Here is a 22,584-nt window from a genome sequence, read left to right as displayed (position 1 = left end):
CCGCTTTCTTTTGCGCGAAAGCAAGCTCAGTGCTTGCGCACGGGTCGATGGTGCGCGCGTGATTTCTGCTTCGGCCTGGCTTTTGCCGGTGCGACGGTCTTCGCCGTGCCTTCAATGTCTGCCCAGTCCACGTGGGGCAGCCCGAGCAGATCATCCAGCACCATCGGCATCAGTCCACTTGGCGTGGGGCCGGTGGAGTTCCACAGGGTGACCACGCCAGCACGATATTTCGGGAAGAAGCCGATCATGGTGCGATACCCGGCGACGGCACCGGCGTGATAGATCAGGGTTTCACCACCGTATTCATAGACGCGCCAACCCAATGCATAGTGGGCGTCGGTAAGGCGCGCGCGACGCCAAGGCGTCGCTCGCGTTTCACCGGGGGTAGATACGCCCGGTGTATGCAAGACGTCCAGCAGGGATGCCGGCAGCACGTCCTGGCGTCCACCCATCTGGGCGATCAGCCATTTCTCCATGTCGCGGATGCTGGCATTGACGCCCGCCGCCGGGGCGACCCGGTAATACGTTTCGCTCGGGTCGAACGGAATCCAGCCGCGGCTGCTGCCCCGATGGGGACGTGCCCAACTCTTGCTCGACTCCAGGGCGGCGCGGCCGTAACTGGCCGTGGTCATGCCCAACGGGTAGAAAATGCGCTTGTCGACCTGGTGGTAGAAGAAGTCACCCGTACGTGCCAGCACCACGTCACCGATCATACTGAAAGCCACGTTCTGATAGCCGTAGCACTGACCGACGCCGCACACCATGTCGACCTCGTCCAGCTTGCGCACCAGCTCCTCGTAGGAGGTGTCGCCCTCGAGCATGTTGTCGTAGGTGTTGCGGGGCAGGCCAAGGCGTTGTCCCAGAATGTCGCCAACGGTGGCTTGCGAGGCAGCCTGCACGTCCTTCAACTTGAAGTACGGCAACACGTCCTGCAGCTTGGTATCCCAGGCAAGCTTGCCATCGTCGACCAGCAGTCCGGTGATGGCGGTGGCAAATGCCTTCGACAACGAGGCCAGTCGGAACACGGTATATGGCGTGACCGGGTCCTTGGTCGCCGCATCGGCGTAGCCGACCGTTCCCTCGTAGACCACCTTGCCGTCAATCACCACGGCGGTCGCCAGCCCGGCGACAGCGTCACGCTGGGCAATCCGGTTGAGCCAGCGCTGATAATCCGCCAGGGTCTGCTTGACGCGTTCCGGTGGCAGCTTCTGGGGAGTCATCCTGACATTGGTGGGGGCGGGCGTCACTGCGGCTGAAGGGTGTGACGCGTTCGCGCAGAGAGGCGCACAGGCAAGCCCGAAGGCGCCCGTGAAAAGCAGGAAGATCTTTTGAAACTGCATGGTATTCTGACGTGGTTCCGGCGTGGGGATGCGCCTCAGGGTGGAGAGTTTGGCTATGGGTCTGATCATTTTTCTGATCGTCGTCGTTCTGATTGTCTTGTACTTCGTGGCGATCTACAACGGACTGGTTACCTCGCGCAACGGTTACAAGAACGCCTTTGCACAGATCGACGTGCAGCTGACGCGTCGTCACGACCTGATTCCGAACCTGGTCGAGACCGCCAAGGGCTATCTCGCGCATGAGCGTGGCACCCTGGAAGCCGTGGTGCAGGCACGCAACGCGGCGGTGAACGGGCTGGCCGGCGCCAAGGCCAACCCCGGCGATCCCGCCGCCATGCAGCAACTGGCCAGCAGTGAAAATGCTTTGACACAGACTTTGGGTCATTTGTTCGCGCTTCAGGAAGCCTACCCGGACCTGAAGGCGAACCAGACCATGATGCAGCTGTCCGAGGAGCTCACCTCCACCGAGAATCGGGTGGCCTTCGCAAGGCAGGCTTACAACGATTCGGTGCTGACCTACAACAACAAGCGCGAGGTGTTTCCCGCCTCGTTCGTGGCCAACAGCTTCGGTTTCGCCGCGGCGGAGCCACTGAAGATCGAGGATCCCGCCGTGCGCGACGTGCCGAAGGTTTCCTTCAGCTGATCGCCTTGGCGTCGCGGCTGGTGTCGCGGCGCACGTCGGGGAGTATCCATGGATTTCTTTGCGCAGCAGGCGCGCGTACGCGGCAGCAGCCGGCGACTGGTGTTGCTGTTCATGCTGGCGGTGGCCGCGATCGTGGCGGCGATCGATGCGGTGGTTTGGTTCACGCTGGGCCACCACCCGGCTGACGGCGAGTCGGTGCAATCCAATCTGCCGTTGCTGTTCACCAGCAGCCTTGCGGTCATCGCCGGCATCGGACTCAGTTCGATGTTCCGCATCATGAGTTTGTCCGGTGGCGGCAAGACGGTGGCCGAAAGCGTCGGCGCCGTGGTCGTGCCCACCGATACCCGCGAGCCGAAGTTGCGGCAGTTGCGCAACGTGATCGAGGAAGTGGCAATTGCGGCCGGCGTGCCCGTGCCGGATATCTATCTGATGGCCGATGAGGCCGGGATCAACGCGTTTGCCGCCGGCTACTCCGCTTCCGATGCCGCGGTGTGCGTGACCCAGGGTTGTCTTGACCAACTCAGCCGCGACGAGCTGCAGGGCGTCATCGCGCACGAATTCAGCCACGTGCTCAACGGCGACATGCGGCTGAACATCCGACTGATGGGCCTGCTGTTCGGCATCCTGGTGCTGGCGATCGTCGGTCGCCGGGTAATCTGGTTCGGTGGTGGCCGCAGCAGCCGGCGTGGCGGCGGGGGCGGCCAGGTCGCGCTGATTGGATTGGCGCTGATCGTGGTGGGTTACATCGGCTATTTCTTTGCACGGTTGATCCAGGCGGCGGTGTCGCGGTCGCGCGAGTCATTGGCGGACGCCTCGGCGGTGCAGTTCACGCGCCAGACGGATGGCATTGCCGGTGCGCTGAAGAAGATCGCGGTGTTCAGCGAAGGCTCGCGCCTGCAAGTGGCGAACAAGCAGGAAGTGGCGCACATGCTGTTCGGCGAGGCTGGCCGTTTCAATGCGCTGTTCGCCACCCATCCGCCGCTGGTGCAGCGCATCCGCGCCCTGGAGCCGGGGTTTCGCGAAGAGGAACTGATCCAGATCGGCGTTTCAATGCAGCGCGGCGCCGCGGCGCCACCGGCACCACCCGTGCCTGTGCCGGCGGGCCGCGCTGGCGTGCCTGGGCTGGGCGTGCCGCCGATCTTGCCGGGTGTGCTGGCTGGAGCGGTGGGCGCGGCCGGTGCAGTCATGAAGTCGAGTGGCCCGGTGCAATTCCAGCAGGCGGCTGCCTTGCAGCAGTCGATTCCGGACACGTTGAGCGAAGCCGTGCAGCAACCCGAGTCGGCGCTTGCGGTGATGCTTGCGCTGGCCACCTCGGCCGCCGAGCCGCAGGCATCGCAGCGGCGCATCGTCGCCGATGCGTTCGGTGACGACGTGCAGAATGCAGTGCAGAAGTTCGCCGACGAACTGTCGACGCTGTCTCCGATCGCCCGGTTGCCGCTGGCCTCGCTGGCGTTTCCCGCCTTGAAGCAATTGCCGCCGGGGCGGCGGCAGACGCTGCTGGTCACGCTCGATGCGGTGGTGAATGCCGATGGCAGGGTCGACCTCAACGAATACTGCCTGGCGCGACTGCTGCGCCTGCAATTGCGTGAAGCGGAACAGCCGCGACGCACGCCGGTCGATGGCTCGAAAAAGCTTCCCGTCTGTCGCGCCAGCGTGAGCATGGTCTGCGCGATCGTGGCAGCAGGCGGCTGTTCCGACGAGGCCAGTGCCCGGCGCGCGTGGCTGCTCGCCATGCAGCACGCGTTTCCCGGCGAGGCGATCGACTGGGTGCCGCCGCCTGCCGCGTGGCAAGCGCCGTTCGAACGCGCGCTCGACGACCTGGATGGCTTGCTGCCGGTCGCCAAGGAATTGGTGATCCAGAGCCTGCTGCTGGCGATCCGAGCCGACGGTCAGGTCAGCGTGGAGGAAGCCGAGCTGTTGCGGGTGATCTGCGCCAGCCTGCATTGCCCGGTGCCACCCATGGCCGCGTAGGAGCCCGCTCGCGGGCGATGCACTTGTGGTTCCAGGCCCGGCCGCATCGCCCGCGAGCGGGCTGCTACCGTTTGTTCGCGCCTGGTATGTCCGCGCCAGTGATCAAGGCGCTGGCGCGCTCGGCGATCATGATGGTGGGCGCGTTGGTATTGCCGGTAGGCAGGCTCGGCATCACCGAGGCGTCGACCACGCGCAGCCCTTCGACTCCGCGCACTCGCAGCTCGCTGTCGACCACCGACTGATTGTCTTTGCCCATGCGACACGTGCCGACGGGGTGATAGATGGTTTCCGCCTTGCGCCGGATGAAGTCGGTGTACTCGGCATCGGTATCGATGCGTCGCTCGGGAAATACCGGTGCACCGCGGTAGGGCGCGAAAGCCTGCTGATCGAGGATCTCGCGTGACAGCCGCGCCGCCTCGATCATCATCTTCAGGTCGTGGCCCTCCCGGTCCCCCAGATAGTTGGCATGGATGGCGATCGGTTGCGCCGGGTCGGCCGAGTGCAGGCGCAGCTGGCCGCGACTGCGCGGGTGCAGATAGCAGGCGTGCAGGGTGTAGCCGTAGCCGGGCAGGCGATGGCGGCCATGATCGTCGAGCAGAGCCGGCACAAAGTGGAACTGCAGGTCGCAACGTTCGTCGCCGGCGAAACGGCTGCGCACGAAACCACCGGCTTCAGCCACGTTGGAACTGGCTGGTCCGTCGCGGTGCCGCAGCCAGCGCCAGCCTGCGGACAATTCGTTGAGATGGTCATAGCTGACCTGGTTCGGATTGCCATCCAGCGTGCAGATGTCCAGGTGATCCTGCAGGTTGTCACCGACGCCCGACAGGTCCGCCAGCACCGCGATGCCGTGTTCGCGCAGATGGTCCGCCGGACCCACGCCGGACAACATGAGCAGTTGCGGCGTGTTGATGGCTCCGGCGCAGAGGATGACCTCGCCCGCCTCGATCCGCTCCGGGTCGTGTCGACCACGACGCAGTTGCACGCCGATGGCGCGTCCGTGTTCAATCAGCACCCGTTCGACCAAGGCGTGCGTGCGCACATGCAGATTGGAGCGTCCGCGTGCCGGTTTCAAAAATGCCGCCGCGGTCGAGCAGCGCGCGCCGTCGCGCTGGGTGACCTGGTACAGGCCGAAGCCGGCCTGGGAGACCCCGTTGAAGTCGTCGTTGCGCGGTTGGCCGGCGCTGGCGGCGGCCTCGATCAAGGCCTGGGACAATGCGTTGCTGTAGCGCAGATCGGACACGCCGAGCGCACCGCCGCTGGCGTGCAGGGCATCGGCGCCGCGACTGTTGTCTTCGCTGCGCAGGAACCACGGCAATACCTCGCGCCACGACCAGCGCGGGTCGCCGGTGAGTTCGGCCCAGCCGTCATAGTCGGCAGGCACGCCGCGGATGTAGCACATCGCGTTGATCGAGCTGGAACCGCCCAGCGTTTTTCCGCGGGGCCACCACAGCCGTCGCTGGTTGAGCGCAGGTTCCGCTTCGGTGCGGTAGTTCCAGTTGAGGCGCGCGTTGTTGGCCAGTCGCGCGATGCCCGCCGGCATGTGGATCAGCGGGTTCCAATCCGATGGACCGGCCTCCAGCAACAACACGCGCGCGGCTGGATTGGCGCTCAGGCGGTTGGCCATGACGCAGCCGGCAGAGCCGGCACCAATGATGATGTAGTCGTAGCGATCCATCGAAATGACGCCCCTGAGAATGGGTGTGGTCGCGTGCTAGGCTTGCCGCGCCCCACGCTGGAAGTGCCTGTGAGTCTGTATCGTCGGACCGTTGTGGAACAAGCTGCAGCGCCGATGCTTTCCGCACTGGCGTTCTTCTTCGTGATGACTTCGTATTACATCATCCGGCCCGTGCGTGACCAGCTGAGCGGTGCAGTCGGCTCGCAGTCGCTGCCGTTGTTCTACGGCGCGGTATTCCTGGTGATGCTGTTGCTGACTCCGGTGTTTGGCGCGCTGGTGGCGCGCTTTCCTCGCCGGCAGCTGCTTGGCTGGAGCTACAGCTTCTTCATCGTTTGCCTGCTCGCGTTCGTGCCTGCCTTCATGGCGCAGGACCGGATCGGCGCGCGCGAGCTGGGCGTGGTGTTCTTCGTCTGGGTCAGTGTGTTCAATCTGTTCGTGGTGTCGCTGTTCTGGAGTTTCATGGCCGACATCTTCAACAGCGGGCAGGCGCGGCGTGTGTTTTCGTTGATCGCACTGGGTGGCATGGCCGGTGCGATCTTCGGGCCGCTGGTCACGAAACTGCTGGTGCATCTGATTGGCGTGGCGCCGCTGTTGCTGGTCTCGTCCGTGTCGCTGGGTATGTCGCTGATCCTTTTGCTGCGGCTGTCCGACAGTCACGATCGCCGCCCCGGCAGCCAGGGCGATGCCGCGATTGGCGGTTCGCTGTGGGCGGGCGTGAAGCAACTCTGGTCGCGACCCTTCCTGCGCTACATGGCCCTGCTGATGCTGTTCGGTGACGGCATCGGCACGCTGGCATACGCGCTGGTGGCAGATTACGCCAAGGCGAATTTCACCGACGCCGTGGCACGCACGGCGTTCTACAACAACCTGGATCTGGCGACCAACCTGCTTGGTGCAGCGCTGCAGTTGAGCGTGACCCCATGGCTGCTGGTTCGGCGCGGCGCCGGTTGGGGACTGGTCGTGCCGTCGCTGGTCAATCTGGCCTTGCTGGCCGCCGTGGCATTGATCGGCAGCGGCACCGTCTCGTTCTTTGGCTACAGCGTGCCGCTGTTGTTGGCGGTGATGCTGGTGATCACCCGCGGCTTCGCTTACGGCATGACCAAGCCGGCGGTGGATGCGCTGTATACCCGCGTGCCGCGCGAGATGCGCTACAAGGGCAAGAATTTCGTCGAGACGGCGGTCTGGCGCTTCGGCGACCTGGTGGTGACCAGCGCGGTGAGCGGCCTGCGCGCGCTTGGCTGGGGCGTGGGTGGACTGGCGTTGCTGGGCGCCGGTGTAGCCGCGCTGGCGACCGTGGTGTCGCGTCGTGCCGGTTGGTCACCGGACCTGGCGCCCGAAGATCCCGCGCCCCGCATCGCCGACAAGAATTCGCCAGCTTGAGTCCCGCGAACCACGCTTCTCCGAATCCCGCCCGGCCTAGCTGGTGATATAGCGTTCCAGATGTTCGATCTGTTCGGCCTGGGCGTCGATCACCGCCTTGACCAGGTCGCCGATCGAGATCACACCAACCACCTGGTCGCCCTCGACCACGGGCAGGTGACGAATGCGGCTGTCGGTGCACAGGCGCATGCAGTCGAACACGTCGGTCTCCGGACCAACTGTCACCGGCGTGCCGGTCATGATGTCGGACACGGCCGTCTGTGAGGAGGAGCGGCCCTGCAGGATCACCTTGCGCGCGTAGTCCCGCTCGGACATCACCCCGACCAGCTTGTCGCCATGCATCACCAGCAGCGCGCCGACGCGGTGTTGGGCCATGTGCTTGATCGCCTCGAGCACGGGGGTTTCCGGAGCCACCCGGTAGATCGCGTTGCCCTTGCCTTGCAGAAGATGTTTGACCTGACTCATGCGCGGGTCCCCCACTCGGCCACGGGGCGGGCCGTTCGGGATCGAGTCTACCGCCGCGATCTTCGGCGCGTGTAGTGAACTTGTGAAGCGGAACATCAGACAGCGAGATCGCTGAATGAAACAGGTTCGCTGCGGGCGCTCAGTGGGGCGGTCGCGCTGGCGCCTGGCCGTCCACATAGCCGGGACCACCCAGCTGCTCCATCTGCTGCTGGATCCAGTTGGCGCGGCGTTGCACGTAGGCACTCGGCCGATCCACGTGCAGCCGGCGCGGGCTGGGCAGGACGGCGGCCAGACGGGCGGCCTGGGCCGGGCCCAGACGCGCCGGCGTGGTGTGGAAGTAGACCTCGCTGGCGGCGCCGACGCCGTAGATTCCATCGCCCAGCTCGGCGATGTTCATGTACACCTCGAGGATGCGCTGCTTCGGCCAGGTCAGTTCGATCAACACGGTGAAATAGGCCTCCAGCCCCTTGCGCACGAAGCTGCGGCCATTCCACAGAAACAGGTTCTTGGCCGTCTGCTGACTGATCGTGCTGGCCCCGCGCAAACGCTTGCCCTCGTCTGCCGCATCCAGCGCGTTCTGGATCGAATCGAGGTCGAAGCCGTGATGATAGGGAAACTTCTGATCCTCCCCGGCCACCATCGCCAGCGGTACCCAGGTCGAAACCTGCGTCCACGACACCCAGTGCTGGCGCAGATGGAAATCCTTCTCGCCATGGACCAGGGCGCCCAGGTGCCTTTCCAGCATGATGGCCGAGGTCCATGGCGGCACGAACCGCAAAACCAGCACCAGCAGCCAGCTCAACGCCAGCCACCCGATCAGCAGGATGGCGAGGGACCGCAGCAGGCGGCGCAACAATTGGAGGCTGAACAGGTTGGACATGACAGGAAGTATAAGGGGCGTTGTTCTGGCGCCGTGCTGTCCCCATTTCTGGCGATTGAACCGAAACGGAATCATCGACTGTGGAAAATCTGCCTACCGAAGACGTGTTGCATCGCTTCCTGCTTGAACGCGCCGGCGTGCGCGGTACGTTGGTCCGGCTCGGGCCGGCCTGGCGCGAAGTGGCGGGCCGCGCGGACTACCCGCCGGCCTTGCATGCCCTGCTGGGCGAGGCGCTGGCCGCCAGCGCGCTGCTGACCGGGAACATCAAGCTGGATGGCGCGCTGTCTCTTGAGCTGAAAAGCTCCGGTGCCTTGCGCCTGCTGTTTGCCGAGTGCAACGACCACGGGCATCTGCGCGGACTGGCGCGGTGGAACGAGCCATTGCCCGCGCCACTGATCTTGAGCGCCCTGCCAGAGGCGATCATGGCGATCACCATTGGCAACGTGGACCGAGGGCAGCGCTATCAGGGGCTGGTGGATCTGCAGCATGCGGGCTTGGCCGAGTCGCTGGAGGAGTATTTCGTCAAGTCCGAGCAGCTGCCCGCGCGCATCGTGCTGGCGGCGGATGGTGAACATGCGGTCGGGCTGATGCTGCAGAAAATGCCGAGCGAGGGCGGGGTCGATGCCGTGCACGACGAGGATGCCTGGAACCGCGTCGTTCATCTCACTGCCACGCTGGGCGTCGAAGAGCTGCTGGGCCGCGCGCCGGAGGAGCTGTTGTATCGCCTGTACCACGAGGAGTCGGTGCGCCTGTTCGAGCCGAAGCCACTGGCTTTCGGTTGCAGCTGCAGCCGTGATCGGGTCAGCGCGATGCTGCGTTCGCTCGGCCGCGAAGAAGTGGAGGCGGCGTTGCAGGCCCGCGACAACGAGATAGAAGTGATTTGCGAGTTTTGCGCGCAGCGCTATCACTTCGATCGCATCGACGCGGAGCATCTGCTCAGCGACAGCGCGGCGCCGGCTGCACTGGATACCGCGCAGTAAGCCGCTTCAGGAGAGCAGCAGCGGCTTTTCCGCGTTGAGCCAGGTACTGGCAGGCTGCGGCCGGGCGAACAGGAAACCCTGGCCGTAGCGGCAGCCGACGCGCAACAGCGCCTGGCGCTGGGTTTCTTCCTCGATGCCTTCGGCGATCACTTTCATCTGCAGCGAATCGGCCAGCACCTGGATCGCGCGCACCAGTGCCAGGCCCTGGCTGTCGGCATCGTCCGGCGGCAGTTCGGTGATGAACGAGCGATCGATCTTCAGCGTCTCGAACGGGTACTGATGCAGATAGCTTAGTGAGGAATAGCCGGTACCGAAATCATCCAGCGCGATGCCCACGCCATGGCTGCGCAGGTTTTGCAGCATCTGCTTCACCTGGGTGGGATTTTCCAGCAAGGCGTGTTCGGTGACCTCGATGCGTATGCAGCGCGTGGGCACCGCGTATTGCTCGAACAACGCCAGCAGGCGCAGATCGAGGTCGACCGAGCGGAAGTGCCGTCCGGATACATTGATACTGACGAAACCTTCCGTACCGATCAGGCGCACCGCCTGGACGCAAACCTGTTCGAAGATCTGCCAGTCGATCGCCTCGGCGCAACCACATTCCTCGGCGATCAACAGGAAGTCACCGGGTGACAACAGGCCACGCTCCGGATGGTGCCAGCGCAGCAGCGCCTCGTAGCCGGTGACGCGACCGTCGGAAAGCTCCACGATGGGCTGATAGAACGGTTCGAACTCGTTGCGACTGAGCGCATGACGCAGGTCGCTTTCCATGTCCAGCAGCGACAGCGCCTCGCGCCGCAGGCGGTCGTCGAACATCGCCGCGCGATGGCGTCCGCCGTCCTTCGCGTTGTACATCGCCGCGTCGGCATCGCGCAGCAGTTCTTCGGGCTGGCGGTAATGCGGGCTGGACAGGGCGATGCCGATCGAGGCCGAGGTGAAGATTTCCTTGGTGCCGAGCCGGAATGGTGTCTGCAGCTCGCCGATGATGCGGTCGGCGATCAGCATCGGCTTGGCGCTGTCCACGATGCCTTCCAGCAATACGGCAAACTCGTCGCCACCCAGCCGCGCGACCACGTCGCGCGTCTTCAGGCAGGCGCGAATGCGGCCACCCACCTGGAACAGCAGGTCGTCGCCGACCAGGTGACCCACCGAGTCGTTGATCACCTTGAAGCGATCCAGGTCGATGAACAGCACCGCGAACTGCTCGTCGGGATTGGCGATGTAGCGCTGCATCGCCTGCTCCAGTCGTTGCAGGAGCAAGGTGCGGTTCGGCAGGCCGGTCAGCGAGTCGTGCAGGGTTTCGTATTTGAGTCGTCGCTCGACGCGCTCGCGCTCGGCGATCTGTTCGCGCAGATCGCGATTGGCCAGTGCCAGTGCGCGGGTACGCTCGGTGACTCGTCGCTCCAGTCCCGCGTAGGCCTGTTTCAGCGACGTGGCGGCCTGCTTGCGTTGCAGTGCATTGGCGATGTGGTAGCTGACGAAGGTCAGCAGCTCCTGGTCACGCTCATTGTAGGTGTGCTCGGGCGAGTAGCTTTGCAGGGCCAGCACGCCGGTCGCCTTGCCACCCCACATCAGCGGCACGCCGAGCCAGCAGATTGAACGCGCGCCGAAATGGCTGATCTCGCCTAGCGCACTGAGCCGCTCGATCTCGGCCGGGGTGGCCAGCAGCGGCTTGGCATGGCGCATCACGTATTCCGTTGCGCCGCGGCCATGGGCGCGCGGGGGGCGAACGCTATCCACGTCGTCGACCGAGTACGGAAAGGTCAGGTGGCCGCTTTCCTCGTCGACCAGGGCGATATAGAAATTGCGTGCGTACAGAAGTCCGCTGATCACCTGGTGGGTGGCGGCGTAGAATTTGTCCAGGCTTTCGGCGGTATTGGCCAGCTCGGCGATGCGGAACAGGGCGGCCTGCAGGCGTTCGCCGCGTTGACGCTGCAATACCTGCTGGCGGAGCACGCGGTTCGCTTCGCGCAGCGCGGCGGTGCGGTCGGTCACCCGTCGGGCCAGCTCGAGGTGGGCTTCGCGTCGTTCGATGGCGGTCTGCACATGCTGGGCCACGTAGTTCAGCAGCTCGAGATCGTGTCGCGAGTAATGCGTGTCCGCGCGATAGCTCTGCATCACGATGCCACCCACCACGCGGCCTGCGCGCAACAGCGGAACGCCAAGCCAGTGTTCGCAGCTGGGGCCAAGCAGGACGAAACGGTCGCCGAATTGCTGTTGCAACTCCTCCATTGATCCCATCAGCGGCCGACCTTCCTGCAGCAGGTTCCAGGTCAGGCTGTGCAGCATTTCATGCAACGGTATGCTGCGATCAGGCGGGGGCGGATCGTTGTCGGCGATGTCGACGTAATAGGGAAAGCGCACCGTGTCGCCCGCGGCGTCGTACAGCACGATGTAGAAGTTCTCGGCATACATCAGGCTGCTGACGATGGCATGCAGCGTTCGCATCATGTCGGGCATGTCGTGCCCGGCGCCGGCCTGCTCGGCGATGGCATAAAGCGCGCGTTGCAGTCGTTCGGCCTGGGCAAGGCGTGAAATGGCTTCATACAGGCGGCCGGTTTCAGCCAGTTGGCGCAAACGGATGTCCGCCAGGCGTCCCAGCCATTCCAGTTCGCCCCGCAAGTCCTGCGCACCCGCCAGGTCGACATCCTCAAGAACCAGCGTGCGGGGAACTTGGGGGTCTTCGGCGAGGTCGAAGTTCGCGGCGGGATCTGCCGATTCTTCGTCAATCCGGCGCCAGCATAGATGTCCATGCACGCCGATTACCGTCAGGATCGCCTCACAAGCTTCGACCACGGTGCCCGCGTCACTGGCTTCAAACAGGCGTGCGACGGCCGCGTGCAGGGCTGCAGATTCCCCCGCCACGGGTGATGGCGACGAGTGACGGATCGTCGGTGTGGCGCTCATGTGGCTGGGGTTGTTCCCGTGAAGGCCTGATGAACCAAAGGTACGGGCCTTTATAGCGTGTAAGGCCGGTGCCTTGCCAGCCAAGTTTCATGCCCACACCTTTGCAGGGATTGCCTCGCAAGATCCTGCCGCCGCCCCGGAATATGTGCATTCGGGCACCTTTCAGGGTGTTAGCAAAACGTAAAATGAGATATACTGAACTCCTGACACCGTTCCTTATCGAGCGAGCTATCGGTTCCCGACCATGCGCCGTCTTTCCTCCCTTCTGCTGATCTGTGCCTTGCCGCTTGCCGCGGCAGGTCAGTCTGTGGACGGGACCAGCAAAGTGGCGAATGACCTGCTTGCTCAGCCCGGGGTTTCTTCCACCCAGGGCAACGGCACGCTGGTGCCGCTGTGGCGCACCACCCAAGGCCATGTGTTGTCGTTGAAGGCCGACCGTGGAAACGCGGCAGATGCCATGAGCCAGCACGCGCCGTTGGCATTGCGGGTGGTCGATGGTTCCGATTTGACGACCACCGGTCTGGAATACGGTCTCGGCCCGCGCCTGCAGGCACACGCCGAAGTGAGCGAGTTGTCGTGGGCGCAACCGGGTGGCCGTCTGCGTGGCAGCGAAGTCGGTGCCACTTATGCGGCGGGTCGTTACAGCGTTGGCGTCAGCGTGGGCACCAACAGCGTGCCGAACGCCGGCAATGTGTTGCCGCGCGTGCTGCCGGGCGCGGCGCCGGGCGTCGACGGTCTTTCCAGTTTCGACAACAGCTCCCAGCTCAACGCCCGAGGCCGGCTTGCCCTGGGCAGCAAGAGCGGCATCGATCTGGGTGCCAGTGTGGGTCGTATTCATCTGCTTCCGGGCAACCTGCTGGGCGTGGACACGCTGGACCAGAAGGCCTTGAGCTTCGGTGTCGATCACGGCTCGTTGAGCGGCGTATTGACCGGTCGCACCATGCAGCCGCAGGTGGCGATCCCGGGCGATCTCAATGGGGATCGGCGCTGGAACAGCATCGATCTCGGCGTGACGTGGCGTCTTCCGTGGCGCGGCTCGCTGAGCGTGGGCGCGCAGAATCTGTGGTCGTCGGGTACACCGGCAAACACGCCGGCAGGTCCGGAGCCCGATCAGTCGCGCACGCCTTACGTGCAATATCACCAGGATCTCTGACCGTTCGTCAGGCACTTCATGATGCAAACAAGAACGCCGTCGCTCTCGCGACGGCGTTCTTGTTTGGGTGAACCTTGAGCGCGCCGGCGCAGCCGGATCAGTTCTTGCCACGCACGCGCAAGTCGCCACTGAACGTTTCGACATGGATTTTGCCCTGACCGTTGCCCAGGCGGGCATCGAGCGAACTGCCGGGTCCGTGTTCGGGTCGCGTCGGGGTGCCGAAGTCGCTGCGCAGATCGCCGCTGAAGCTGCTGGCGTGCAGGCTGGCATTCGTATTCGCGGGTACCTGGAGTTGCACGTCGCCACTCATGCTGTCGACATTGATGCTGCCATTGGGTGCCAGTCCGCCGTTGAGCTGCACATCGCCCGAGACCGTGCTGAGCGAGAGCTTCTGCCAGGGACCGCCGCCCGCCTGGATGCGTCCGGAGACCGTCTGCAGCTCGACCTGCGGGCCCAGTCCCGGCGCCAGGATATCGCCGCTGACGGTCTGCAGCCCGGCCTTGTCGGCATGCCCGGCCTGTTCGATGCCGCCGCTGACGCTGTCCACCGTCAAGGAAGGCGTGCGGGCATTGATGCGCGCCTTGCCACTGACGGTATTGATCTGGATCTTGCCGCCTTCCATGCCGTCGATCACCAGCGGCGCGCTGACCACGTCGACCTCGAGTGAGGCGGCCTTGGGCACGTGCACGTCCAGCGTGGTGGGGCCCATCCTGCTGTCGCCACCCCAGTTGAACCAGCCGGAACCGCCTTGCGGTTCCACCTTGATTTCCAGGTTGCCATTGCTGCCGGTGATGGTCAGCGGCTTGGCGCCGTCCCCCAGACGGCCGCTGACCTGGACTTCGTTGCGATCCCACGCGGTGACGTTCACCGAGCCGGCGACGTTGCTGATGGATACCTTGCCGTTTGCCGCAGCGTCATGCCGCAACTGGATCGGCGTGTCGGCGAGGGCCTGGCCGATGCAGAAGCACAACAGCAATGGAAGGTGGCGGAGGGTTTTCATGACGGTTTCCTTGGGTATCAGCCTGGCTGGCGGGCCAGTTCGCGAAGTTGGTTCTGCTGCTGCCTGGTTCGGTTGAGCAGACGTTGCAGGGCAGGCGAGTCGGGTGACTGCTGGATCGCCAGTTGCAGTTCCATGCGCGCAGCATCCAGTTCGATGGCCGCGCCACTGAGGCGAGGATCGGTCGGCTTCCAGCGGGAGTTCTCGGACGCGACGGTGGCAGGGGCGCGGTGGTTGACGGCATGCATGCTGTGCCAGCCGATGCTTGTGACCAAGGCCATCGATGCGGCGACCCCGGCAGCGAGCAACCATCCGCGACGGCGCACGGGTGGCACGTTGCCGACGGTGCCTTGTCCGCGCGCGCGCTCGTCGAGTGTCGACTCGATGCCGGCCCACAGGTCGCGGGACGGCTGGATCGGCTCCTGCAGGTCGCGCATCTGGCGGCGCCATTCGAATTCATTCATGAGCTTTCTCCCAATGCCTTGCGCAGCAGACCGCGCGCCCGGTGCAGCTGCGCCTTGGACGTACCCACCGCCATGCCCAGTTCAGTGCCGATCTCCTCGTGCTTCCAGCCTTCGACGTCGTGCAGGATCAGGACTGCGCGTGCCCGCGGGGGCAGTTTCCCGATGGCATGCTCGAGCTCGTCACGCTCGGCCGCGCAGAACGGCGTCGTGCCGGCGTCCGGCAGTTGATCCTCATCCACCATGCTGACCGGATCGGCACCACGGGCGCGGATATCCATCAGCGCCACGTTCACCGCGAGCCGATACAGCCAGGTGCCGAATGCGCTTTCGTGACGAAAGCCCGGAAGTTTTTGCCAGGCGCGCACAAATGCGTCCTGGGTGAGGTCCTCGGCCCGCGAGCGGTCGTAACCCGCCAGCCGATACACCGCGCCGTGCACGCGGCCGACATGAAGGTGATACAGGCGCTGGAAGGCGCGGCGGTCGCCAGCGGCGGCCGCACGCACATCATCGGTGTCGTTGATTCCCGCAGACGCAGGCGACATCAAACTTCCGGAGGCGGGGCAGGTGGCGATCATCTTGCCAGCTTGGATGCACCGCCGTGCGAAAGGGTTTGAAGCATCGCGGACAGTCGCCACCGACTGCCCGCGATGGGGTTCGCCTCAGGACGCGGCGGCCTCGCGCTGCGGCCGGTCGGTGCTGCTGAGTGCGGCAGCGACGCGCTGCTGTTCCTGCCGCAGACGTTGGGGCAGGCGCGGCGCAAAGCTTTCGAGATACTCGCCGATGGCGGCAAGCTCGGCCTGCCAGCCGGCGTTGTCCACTTCCAGCAGCTCGTCCAGCTGCGACGGCTCCAGCTTGGCCCCGTCAAGCTTCAGTTCGCCCGCGGCAGGCAGGATGCCGATCGGTGTCTCCACGCCGGCCACACGACCTTCGGCGCGGTTGATCATCCATTCCAGTACGCGCAGGTTTTCACCGAAGCCCGGCCACAGGAATTTGCCGTCGGCACCCTTGCGGAACCAGTTCACGTGGAAGATCTTCGGCAACTTGGCGCCGGGTTGGTCGAACGACAACCAGTGCGCGAAGTAGTCACCATAGTGATAGCCGCAGAACGGCTTCATCGCCATCGAATCGCGGCGCAACACGCCCACCGCGCCGGTGGCGGCAGCGGTGGTTTCGGAGCCCATCGCGGCACCCATCAGCACGCCGTGGCCCCAGTCACGCGCTTCCATCACCAGCGGCAGCAGCGACGGACGACGACCACCGAACACGATCGCGCTGATCGGCACGCCTTGCGCCGCCTCGGCCATTTCCGACCAGGTCGGGCACTGGGTGGCGCTGACCGTGAAACGCGAGTTCGGGTGCGCGGCCGGGCCGTTGGCCGGGTCGTACGGACGCCCCTGCCAGTCGGTGACCGGTGTGCCGGGCAGGCCTTCCCACCACGGCTGGTTGTCGGCGGTGACGGCCACGTTGGTGAAGATGGTGTCGTGCGAAATGCTCTTCAGCGCATTCGGGTTGGTGTTGTTGCTGGTGCCCGGTGCCACGCCGAAAAAGCCGGCTTCCGGGTTGATCGCGTACAGACGTCCATCCGCGCCCGGGCGCATCCAGCAGATGTCGTCGCCCACCGTCCAGACCTTCCAGCCATCCTGCCGATAGCCTTCCGGCGGAATCAGCATCGCCAGGTTGGTCTTGCCGCAGGCGGACGGGAACGCGGCGGCGATGTAATGCGTTTCACCTTGCGGGTTTTCGATGCCCACGATCAGCATGTGCTCGGCCAGCCAGCCCTCCGTACGTGCCTGGTGACTGGCGATGCGCAGCGCGTGGCATTTCTTGCCCAGCAGGGCGTTGCCGCCGTAGCCGGAGCCATACGACTTGATCGACAGTTCGGCCGGGAAGTGCATGATCCAGCGGCGATCCGGGTCGAGCTCGCCCTTCGAGTGCAGGCCCTTGACGAACGTGCCCTCGCGCTCGATGCGCGCCTGTGCGGCAGCGCCCATGCGGGTCATGATCTTCATGTTGGCGACCACATACGGGCTGTCGGTGATCTCCACGCCGCAACGCGACAGCGGCGAATCGATCGGACCCATGCAATACGGGATCACGTACATGGTGCGGCCTTCCATGCAGCCGTCGAACAGCGCGTCGATCTTGGCGTGCGCCTCGGCCGGAGCCATCCAGTGGTTGTTCGGGCCGGCATCGTCCTGGTTCGGATGACAGACCAGGGTGAGGTGCTCGACGCGGGCCACGTCCTTGGGATGCGAGCGATGCAGGTAGCAACCGGGATGGGTCTGCTGGTTCAGTTCGATCAGCGTGTCGTCGGCCAGCATCTGCTGTACCAGGGATTGATATTCGGCATCCGAGCCGTCGCACCAGTGAATTTTCGCGGGGCGGGTCAGGGTGGCAACTTCATCGACCCATTGCGCGAGCGCTTCCAGCTTGCTGGCCATCGTATCCTCGTGAGGTTTTTTGAAAAAGTGATCGCAAACGGTAGTTTGCAGCCACTGGTATTGCAAGGCTTTGCGCAGCAAAAACGGCGCCGGATGGCGCCGTTCGGGGCTTGCGACGGGGTGGCTCAGGCCGGAATCAGCGTCGCGATCATGTGCTCGACATAGGCGTCGAATTCTTCCAGGTTCAGCCGCGGCAGGCCGAGAGTGAAGTTGAGCTGCAGGAAACCGACATAGGCCGCGTACGTCAGGCGGGCGCGGTTCAACGCCTGCGCGGGCGGCAAGCCGGACTCGCAGTACGCCGTGTTGAGGAATTCCATCCGTCGCTGCGAGACGCGGGCCATGACCGGCACCACCTGCGGATGATCCAGCGCTTTCAGCAGGGCTGCGTAGACGCGGTGGGGCTGCAATTCGTGGGCGACCCGACGGAACAGCTCGGGCAGGCGCTTGCGCGGATCGGCAATCTGCTCGATCTGACCCAGCACTTCGCGCTCGCCGTATTGCTCCCAGCGTTCCAATGCCGCATTCAGGAGCGCCTCACGGGTGCGGAAGTGCCAGTAGAAACTGCCCTTGGTCACGCCGAGTTCGCGCGCAAGAGCTTCCACGGCCAATGCGCCCACGCCCTGTTCGGCGATCATCTGCAGGGCGGCAAGTTCCCAATCTTCGGCGGACAGGCGGGTACGTTCTGGCTTGCTGCTTACATTCATGTGCGTATGGTAGCCACACACCGTGCATTTGTAATGTGTGCGTTCCACCGCGACGAATAGGCGCAATACGGTTGACGGCGTTCGGGAAGGCCGTCCATACTCTGACGTATGGTCAATGACAGCCACCCCTCCATCGCCCACAGTCGCTTTCATGCCGCCGACCTGGATCTGGCCGTGGAGGTGCGTCACGCCGACGGCTTTCCCGGCCTGCTGTTCGCGCATGGCTTCGGCCAGACGCGCCACGCCTGGACAGGTGCGGCTACGGCACTGGCGGACAGCGGCTGCCGCTGCGTGACCTTCGACAGCCGTGGCCATGGTGAAAGCGATCGCGCTGTCGCGGGCTATCACATGGATCAGTTCGCCGACGACCTGCTGCTGCTGGCCGCTGCGCAACCACAGCCGCCGATCCTGGTGGGGGCGTCGATGGGTGGTCTGCTCGGCATGGTGCTGGCGGGCGAAATCCACCCCGCGCCGTTTCGAGCGCTGGTTCTGGTCGACATCACGCCGCGCTGGGAAACCGCCGGGGTGGAACGCATTCTTGCCTTCATGCAGGCGCATCCGGACGGCTTCGACAACTATGCCGACGCCGCGGAGCAAATCGCCGCCTACCTGCCGCAACGGCGCGAACGCAAGAGTGAAGAACATTTGCGTCCGCTGATGCGCGAAGGCGCTGACGGTCGGTTGCGCTGGCACTGGGACCCGGCGTTGCTCGCGGGCGACCTGGTGCAGGAAACGGCCCGCTACCAGCCGCGCCTGCAGGCGGCTGCCATGAAGATTGATGTGCCGGTACTGTTGCTGTCGGGCGCGCGCAGCGACGTGGTCTCGCGCGCCACGGTCGATGAATTCCTGCAACTGGTACCGCATGCCGAACACGTCGAGTTGCCGGATGCCACGCACATGGTGGCGGGCGACGCGAATGACGCTTTCACGCGCGAAGTCGTGCGCTTCGTGCAGAGTCTTGATCCACTACCCGTCGGCCGGCTCCCTGCCGACGCCGTTCAATCGCAATGAGGTGTTGAGATGTCCGTGCTACTGACCCTGCTGGCAGCGCTGATTGCCACTGGCGCCTGCGCCTATCACCGTACCAGTCTGCGCACGTGGGCGATCGTCACGATCGTCACCACGCTGGTGGTGGGGCTGTTGCTGCATGCCCCGTGGACGACCACGATCCTGCTGATCATCGAATTGGTGATTGCCGTGCCGCTGCTGCTGGTGGACTTCCGTCGCCGCCAGATCAGCGCGCCCTTGCTGAAGATGTTCGCCAAGGTCACGCCGAAGCTTTCCGAAACCGAGCAGACCGCGCTGGAAGCCGGCACGGTGGGTTTCGAGGGCGAGCTGTTTTCCGGCAAGCCGGATTGGCACGAACTGCTGAAGCAACCGAAGCCCGAATTGAGCGTGGAAGAACAGGCCTTCATGGATGGCCCGGTCGAACAGCTCTGCGCGATGATCGACGACTGGCAGATCACCCACGAGCTGGCGGACCTGCCGCCGAACGTGTGGGAGTTCATCAAGAAGAACAAGTTCTTCGGCATGATCATTCCGAAGCAGTACGGCGGCTTGCAGTTCTCTGCGCTGGCGCATTCGGCGGTGCTGCAGAAGCTCAACAGCATGTCCGCCACGGTGGCCTCGACGGTGGCCGTGCCGAATTCGCTCGGGCCGGCCGAACTGCTGCTGCATTACGGCAGCGACGAGCAGAAGAGCCACTACCTGCCGCGGCTTGCCATCGGTGAGGAAATTCCCTGTTTCGCGCTGACCGGCCCGTACGCGGGCTCCGATGCCACCTCGATTCCCGATACCGGCGTTGTCTGCAAGCAGATGGTCGATGGCGTGGAGACGCTGGGCATCAAGCTGAACTTCGACAAGCGCTACATCACCCTGGCACCGGTCGCCACGGTGGTCGGTCTGGCCTTCCGCATGTTCGATCCGGATCACCTGCTGGGCGACAAGGAAGACCTCGGCATCACGCTCGCGCTGCTGCCGCGTTCCACGCCAGGCCTGGAGATCGGCCGCCGCCACTTCCCGCTCAACGTGCCGTTCCAGAACGGACCGGTGCGCGGCAAGGATGTGTTCGCGCCGCTTTCCGTACTGATCGGTGGACCGAAGATGGCCGGCCATGGCTGGCGCATGCTGGTGGAATGCCTGTCGGTGGGCCGCGCGATCTCGTTGCCGTCCAACGCCACCGGCGGCATGCGCGCCTCGGCGCTGGCCACCGGCACCTATGCGCGTATGCGCAAGCAGTTCGGCCTGGCGGTGGCGCGTTTCGAAGGCGTCGAGGAAGCGCTCGCGCGGATCGGCGGCCTGACCTATGCCACCGCGGCGCTGTCCCGCGCCACCGCGGCGGCGGTCGACCGTGGCGAGAAGCCGGCGGTGCCGTCGGCGATCGCCAAGTACCACGCCACCGAATGGGCGCGGCAGATAGCCAGCGACACCATGGACGTGCACGGCGGCAAGGCCGTGCAACTCGGGCCAAGCAACTACGCCGGGCGCGGCTGGTCGGCGGTGCCGATCGCGATCACGGTGGAAGGCGCGAACATCATGACGCGCAGCCTGATGATCTTCGGGCAGGGCGCGATTCGTTGCCATCCGTATGTACTGAAGGAAATGCAGGCGCTGTCGATCACCGATCGTGGCGAGCAGCTCAAGGTGTTTGATCGCCTGTTGTTCAGTCATATCGGCTTTGGCATCTCCAACGCGGTGCGCAGCCTCGCGATGGGCCTGAGCGGCGCCAGCATCGGCGAGACCGCAGGTGACGCCTATACGCGCCGCTACTACCGCAAGCTCGATCGTTACTCCGCCGCGCTGGCGCTGTGCGCGGACGTGTTCATGGGCGTGCTCGGCGGCAAGCTGAAGTTCAAGGAAAAACTGTCGGCGCGTCTGGGTGACGTGCTGAGCTACCTGTACATCGCCAGCGCCATGCTCAAGCAGTACGAGGACAACGGCCGTCCGGAGGCGGATCGCCCGTTCCTGGCGTGGGGTTTCCACGAGTGCATGTGGCTGATCCAGAACGCGCTGGATGGCGCCATCCGCAACTTCCCGGTGCGTCCGGTGGCATGGCTGTTGCGCGTGCTGGTGTTCCCGCTGGGTCGGCGCGAAGTGCCGCCGTCGGATCGCCTGGGTCGCCGCGTGGCCGCGTTGCTCACGGCGCCGAACGAGGCGCTCGATCGTCTCACCGACTGGGTTTACACCACCCCCACCGCGAACAACACGGTCGGTCGCATGAAGGCGTTGTTGCCGGATGTGATTGCCGCGGAGCCGGTCGACCGCAAGTTCGGCAAGGCTTTGAAGTCGGGCCAGTTCAAGTCCCACGATTACATGGGACAGCTCGCCGAAGCGCAACAAGCCGGGGTGATCTCCGAAGCCGAGGCCGACCTGTTGCGCCGTGTGCGCGAAGGCGTGTTCGAGTTCATCTCGGTGGATGATTTCGACACCGACGAGTTGCGTGCGTTCAAGACGCGCCCGGTAAATTCGGCCGGATTGTAAGCGTGAAGGGTCGCGCCACCGTCAGTGGCGCGACCCTCAGCCAGGCGCCAGCACGCAGCAGTTCTTTCCGTTGCGCTTGGCCTGGTACATCGCCTGGTCTGCTGCGTGCATCAGTTGCTCCACGATGTCGGCATCACCGTTCGGCGCATACGGCGCAACGCCGATACTGGCGCCCACGCGAACCTCGATCAGCTGACCATTGACGGTCAGGGCATAGGGCTTTCCAAGCGCCGCGCAGAGTTTCTCGCATAGCTGCAGTGCCGTCTTCGGCTCGTCGATTTCTTCCAGAATCAGTGCAAACTCGTCGCCGCCAAGGCGGGCCACCGTGTCGTTGCTGCGCAAATACGCGGGCAGCCGATTGGCGATTTCCTGCAGCAAGGCGTCGCCCGCGGCGTGGCCGTGGGTGTCATTGACGGCCTTGAAACCATCGATGTCGATGGAGGCCAGCGCGAAGCGACTGGGGTGTCGGTTGGCACGCTGGATGGCCCCATGCAGGCGGTCGTGGAACAACACCCGATTCGGCAGTCCGGTCAACGGGTCGTGACTGGCCTGGTGACGCACCATCGCCTCGATCAACTTGCGCTGGGCGATTTCGCTGTTGAGTTGTTCGTTCCGCTCGGCCAGTTCCGCCATGGCGTCACGCAGCTTCATGCGACCCGAATAGAGCTCCAGGAACACCCGCACCTTGGATTGGAGGATCACGTCGTTGATTGGTTTGGCGATGTAATCGACGGCACCGGAGCGGTAGCCCTTGAGCCGGTTCAAGTCGTCCGCGTAGGCCGCGGTGACGAAGATGATCGGCGTTTCGCTGAGGTGTTCGGTTTCCCCGAGCAGGGCGGCCACCTCGAAGCCATCCATGTCAGGCATGTTGACATCGAGCAGGATCAGCGCGAACTCGTGATCAAGGCACAGTGCCAATGCCTGGTTCCCGCTGCTTGCCTCGAACAGCTGCGCACCACTCTGGGCGAGCAGACGACGCATCGCCACCAGGTTGGCGGGTGTGTCGTCGACGATCAGTATCTTTGGCGTCATCAGGATCTTCTTGCTCCGGACCTTCCCGCGTCGGGTGGCGGTCACCGTAGCGCATGGCCGCGATGGACGGTG

General features: G+C 64.7%; 18 protein-coding genes. 7 read left to right on the top strand and 11 right to left on the bottom strand.

From position 1 onward, the window contains the following. Positions 1–26: 26 nt before the first annotated feature. Positions 27–1,340, bottom strand: a complete 1,314-nt coding sequence (locus tag ACVWWQ_RS15635) for a serine hydrolase domain-containing protein (RefSeq protein WP_099653932.1) — start codon at positions 1,338–1,340, stop codon at positions 27–29. A gap of 55 nt (positions 1,341–1,395) precedes the next feature. Between ACVWWQ_RS15635 and ACVWWQ_RS15630 the strand changes: the two genes are divergently transcribed. Together ACVWWQ_RS15630 and ACVWWQ_RS15625 are read left to right on the top strand one after the other, a co-directional pair. Continuing rightward, complete coding sequence (locus ACVWWQ_RS15630; RefSeq protein WP_133951416.1) at positions 1,396–1,983, top strand: LemA family protein; 588 nt, start codon at positions 1,396–1,398, stop codon at positions 1,981–1,983. Positions 1,984–2,031: 48 nt separating this feature from the next. Further along, entirely contained in the window at positions 2,032–3,954 is a 1,923-nt protein-coding gene (locus tag ACVWWQ_RS15625; RefSeq protein ID WP_099653934.1) for a M48 family metallopeptidase, read from the top strand. Between the two features lie 64 nt (positions 3,955–4,018). On the opposite strand, the gene ACVWWQ_RS15620 is transcribed toward ACVWWQ_RS15625, so the two are convergent. After that, on the bottom strand, positions 4,019–5,629 hold the full coding sequence (locus ACVWWQ_RS15620) for a choline dehydrogenase (protein WP_133951414.1): 1,611 nt from the start codon (positions 5,627–5,629) through the stop codon (positions 4,019–4,021). Between the two features lie 114 nt (positions 5,630–5,743). On the opposite strand from ACVWWQ_RS15620, the gene ACVWWQ_RS15615 reads away from it, so the two are divergent. After that, the gene (locus ACVWWQ_RS15615; RefSeq protein ID WP_099654267.1) at positions 5,744–7,009 is read left to right on the top strand and encodes an MFS transporter; all 1,266 of its coding nucleotides are present in this window, start codon (positions 5,744–5,746) and stop codon (positions 7,007–7,009) included. A gap of 36 nt (positions 7,010–7,045) precedes the next feature. Here ACVWWQ_RS15615 and ACVWWQ_RS15610 read toward each other — a convergent pair whose 3' ends face one another. After that, positions 7,046–7,474 carry a CBS domain-containing protein gene (locus tag ACVWWQ_RS15610; protein ID WP_133951412.1) on the bottom strand — a complete coding sequence of 143 codons (429 nt, stop codon included), beginning with the start codon at positions 7,472–7,474 and terminating at the stop codon, positions 7,046–7,048. Between the two features lie 139 nt (positions 7,475–7,613). Next, entirely contained in the window at positions 7,614–8,354 is a 741-nt protein-coding gene (mtgA, locus tag ACVWWQ_RS15605) for a monofunctional biosynthetic peptidoglycan transglycosylase (RefSeq protein WP_133951410.1), read from the bottom strand. An 80-nt stretch (positions 8,355–8,434) separates the two neighbouring features. Here mtgA and hslO point away from each other — a divergent pair, with 80 nt between their 5' ends. Further along, complete coding sequence (gene hslO, locus ACVWWQ_RS15600; protein ID WP_133951408.1) at positions 8,435–9,334, top strand: Hsp33 family molecular chaperone HslO; 900 nt, start codon at positions 8,435–8,437, stop codon at positions 9,332–9,334. 6 nt (positions 9,335–9,340) lie between these two features. On the opposite strand, the gene ACVWWQ_RS15595 is transcribed toward hslO, so the two are convergent. Continuing rightward, complete coding sequence (locus ACVWWQ_RS15595; protein ID WP_133951406.1) at positions 9,341–12,241, bottom strand: EAL domain-containing protein; 2,901 nt, start codon at positions 12,239–12,241, stop codon at positions 9,341–9,343. A 244-nt stretch (positions 12,242–12,485) separates the two neighbouring features. Here ACVWWQ_RS15595 and ACVWWQ_RS15590 point away from each other — a divergent pair, with 244 nt between their 5' ends. Then, complete coding sequence (locus ACVWWQ_RS15590; protein WP_133951404.1) at positions 12,486–13,394, top strand: hypothetical protein; 909 nt, start codon at positions 12,486–12,488, stop codon at positions 13,392–13,394. A gap of 97 nt (positions 13,395–13,491) precedes the next feature. On the opposite strand, the gene ACVWWQ_RS15585 is transcribed toward ACVWWQ_RS15590, so the two are convergent. The 5 genes from ACVWWQ_RS15585 to ACVWWQ_RS15565 form a co-directional block, all read right to left on the bottom strand. Continuing rightward, the gene (locus ACVWWQ_RS15585) at positions 13,492–14,394 is read right to left on the bottom strand and encodes a DUF4097 family beta strand repeat-containing protein (RefSeq protein ID WP_133951402.1); all 903 of its coding nucleotides are present in this window, start codon (positions 14,392–14,394) and stop codon (positions 13,492–13,494) included. Positions 14,395–14,411: 17 nt separating this feature from the next. Next, positions 14,412–14,855 (bottom strand): hypothetical protein, encoded by a 444-nt coding sequence (locus ACVWWQ_RS15580; RefSeq protein WP_133951400.1) that lies wholly within the window; start codon positions 14,853–14,855, stop codon positions 14,412–14,414. Further along, on the bottom strand, positions 14,852–15,397 hold the full coding sequence (locus tag ACVWWQ_RS15575; protein ID WP_133951398.1) for an RNA polymerase sigma factor: 546 nt from the start codon (positions 15,395–15,397) through the stop codon (positions 14,852–14,854). The genes ACVWWQ_RS15580 and ACVWWQ_RS15575 overlap by 4 nt, the downstream gene beginning before the upstream one ends. 117 nt (positions 15,398–15,514) lie before the next feature. Beyond that, entirely contained in the window at positions 15,515–17,347 is a 1,833-nt protein-coding gene (locus ACVWWQ_RS15570; RefSeq protein WP_457383489.1) for a phosphoenolpyruvate carboxykinase (GTP), read from the bottom strand. Positions 17,348–17,421: 74 nt separating this feature from the next. Next, the gene (locus ACVWWQ_RS15565; protein ID WP_099654269.1) at positions 17,422–18,000 is read right to left on the bottom strand and encodes a TetR/AcrR family transcriptional regulator; all 579 of its coding nucleotides are present in this window, start codon (positions 17,998–18,000) and stop codon (positions 17,422–17,424) included. Positions 18,001–18,108: 108 nt separating this feature from the next. On the opposite strand from ACVWWQ_RS15565, the gene ACVWWQ_RS15560 reads away from it, so the two are divergent. Both ACVWWQ_RS15560 and ACVWWQ_RS15555 read left to right on the top strand, forming a co-directional pair. Next, positions 18,109–19,011 (top strand): alpha/beta fold hydrolase, encoded by a 903-nt coding sequence (locus tag ACVWWQ_RS15560; RefSeq protein WP_133951394.1) that lies wholly within the window; start codon positions 18,109–18,111, stop codon positions 19,009–19,011. A gap of 9 nt (positions 19,012–19,020) precedes the next feature. Beyond that, a complete protein-coding gene (locus ACVWWQ_RS15555; RefSeq protein ID WP_133951392.1) occupies positions 19,021–21,480 on the top strand; it encodes an acyl-CoA dehydrogenase in 2,460 nt (819 codons plus the stop codon). 36 nt (positions 21,481–21,516) lie between these two features. Here ACVWWQ_RS15555 and ACVWWQ_RS15550 read toward each other — a convergent pair whose 3' ends face one another. Continuing rightward, positions 21,517–22,512, bottom strand: a complete 996-nt coding sequence (locus ACVWWQ_RS15550) for a diguanylate cyclase domain-containing protein (protein ID WP_133951390.1) — start codon at positions 22,510–22,512, stop codon at positions 21,517–21,519. Positions 22,513–22,584 lie beyond the last annotated feature (72 nt).

The sequence above is a fragment of the Rhodanobacter sp. TND4EL1 genome (assembly GCF_054061035.1).
This window is presented reverse-complemented; position numbering and strand designations above follow the sequence as displayed.

Excerpts from the sequence above, each read along its gene's own strand:
- ACVWWQ_RS15615 (WP_099654267.1), top strand. The coding sequence starts at position 5,744 with ATGCTTTCCGCACTGGCGTTCTTCTTCGTGATGACTTCGTATTACATC.
- ACVWWQ_RS15585 (WP_133951402.1), bottom strand. The coding sequence starts at position 14,394 with ATGAAAACCCTCCGCCACCTTCCATTGCTGTTGTGCTTCTGCATCGGC.
- ACVWWQ_RS15590 (WP_133951404.1), top strand. The coding sequence starts at position 12,486 with ATGCGCCGTCTTTCCTCCCTTCTGCTGATCTGTGCCTTGCCGCTTGCC.
- ACVWWQ_RS15610 (WP_133951412.1), bottom strand. The coding sequence starts at position 7,474 with ATGAGTCAGGTCAAACATCTTCTGCAAGGCAAGGGCAACGCGATCTAC.
- ACVWWQ_RS15625 (WP_099653934.1), top strand. The coding sequence starts at position 2,032 with ATGGATTTCTTTGCGCAGCAGGCGCGCGTACGCGGCAGCAGCCGGCGA.
- ACVWWQ_RS15575 (WP_133951398.1), bottom strand. The coding sequence starts at position 15,397 with ATGTCGCCTGCGTCTGCGGGAATCAACGACACCGATGATGTGCGTGCG.
- ACVWWQ_RS15550 (WP_133951390.1), bottom strand. The coding sequence starts at position 22,512 with ATGACGCCAAAGATACTGATCGTCGACGACACACCCGCCAACCTGGTG.
- ACVWWQ_RS15620 (WP_133951414.1), bottom strand. The coding sequence starts at position 5,629 with ATGGATCGCTACGACTACATCATCATTGGTGCCGGCTCTGCCGGCTGC.
- ACVWWQ_RS15595 (WP_133951406.1), bottom strand. The coding sequence starts at position 12,241 with ATGAGCGCCACACCGACGATCCGTCACTCGTCGCCATCACCCGTGGCG.
- ACVWWQ_RS15565 (WP_099654269.1), bottom strand. The coding sequence starts at position 18,000 with ATGAATGTAAGCAGCAAGCCAGAACGTACCCGCCTGTCCGCCGAAGAT.
- mtgA (WP_133951410.1), bottom strand. The coding sequence starts at position 8,354 with ATGTCCAACCTGTTCAGCCTCCAATTGTTGCGCCGCCTGCTGCGGTCC.
- ACVWWQ_RS15580 (WP_133951400.1), bottom strand. The coding sequence starts at position 14,855 with ATGAATGAATTCGAATGGCGCCGCCAGATGCGCGACCTGCAGGAGCCG.
- ACVWWQ_RS15635 (WP_099653932.1), bottom strand. The coding sequence starts at position 1,340 with ATGCAGTTTCAAAAGATCTTCCTGCTTTTCACGGGCGCCTTCGGGCTT.
- ACVWWQ_RS15555 (WP_133951392.1), top strand. The coding sequence starts at position 19,021 with ATGTCCGTGCTACTGACCCTGCTGGCAGCGCTGATTGCCACTGGCGCC.
- ACVWWQ_RS15630 (WP_133951416.1), top strand. The coding sequence starts at position 1,396 with ATGGGTCTGATCATTTTTCTGATCGTCGTCGTTCTGATTGTCTTGTAC.
- ACVWWQ_RS15560 (WP_133951394.1), top strand. The coding sequence starts at position 18,109 with ATGGTCAATGACAGCCACCCCTCCATCGCCCACAGTCGCTTTCATGCC.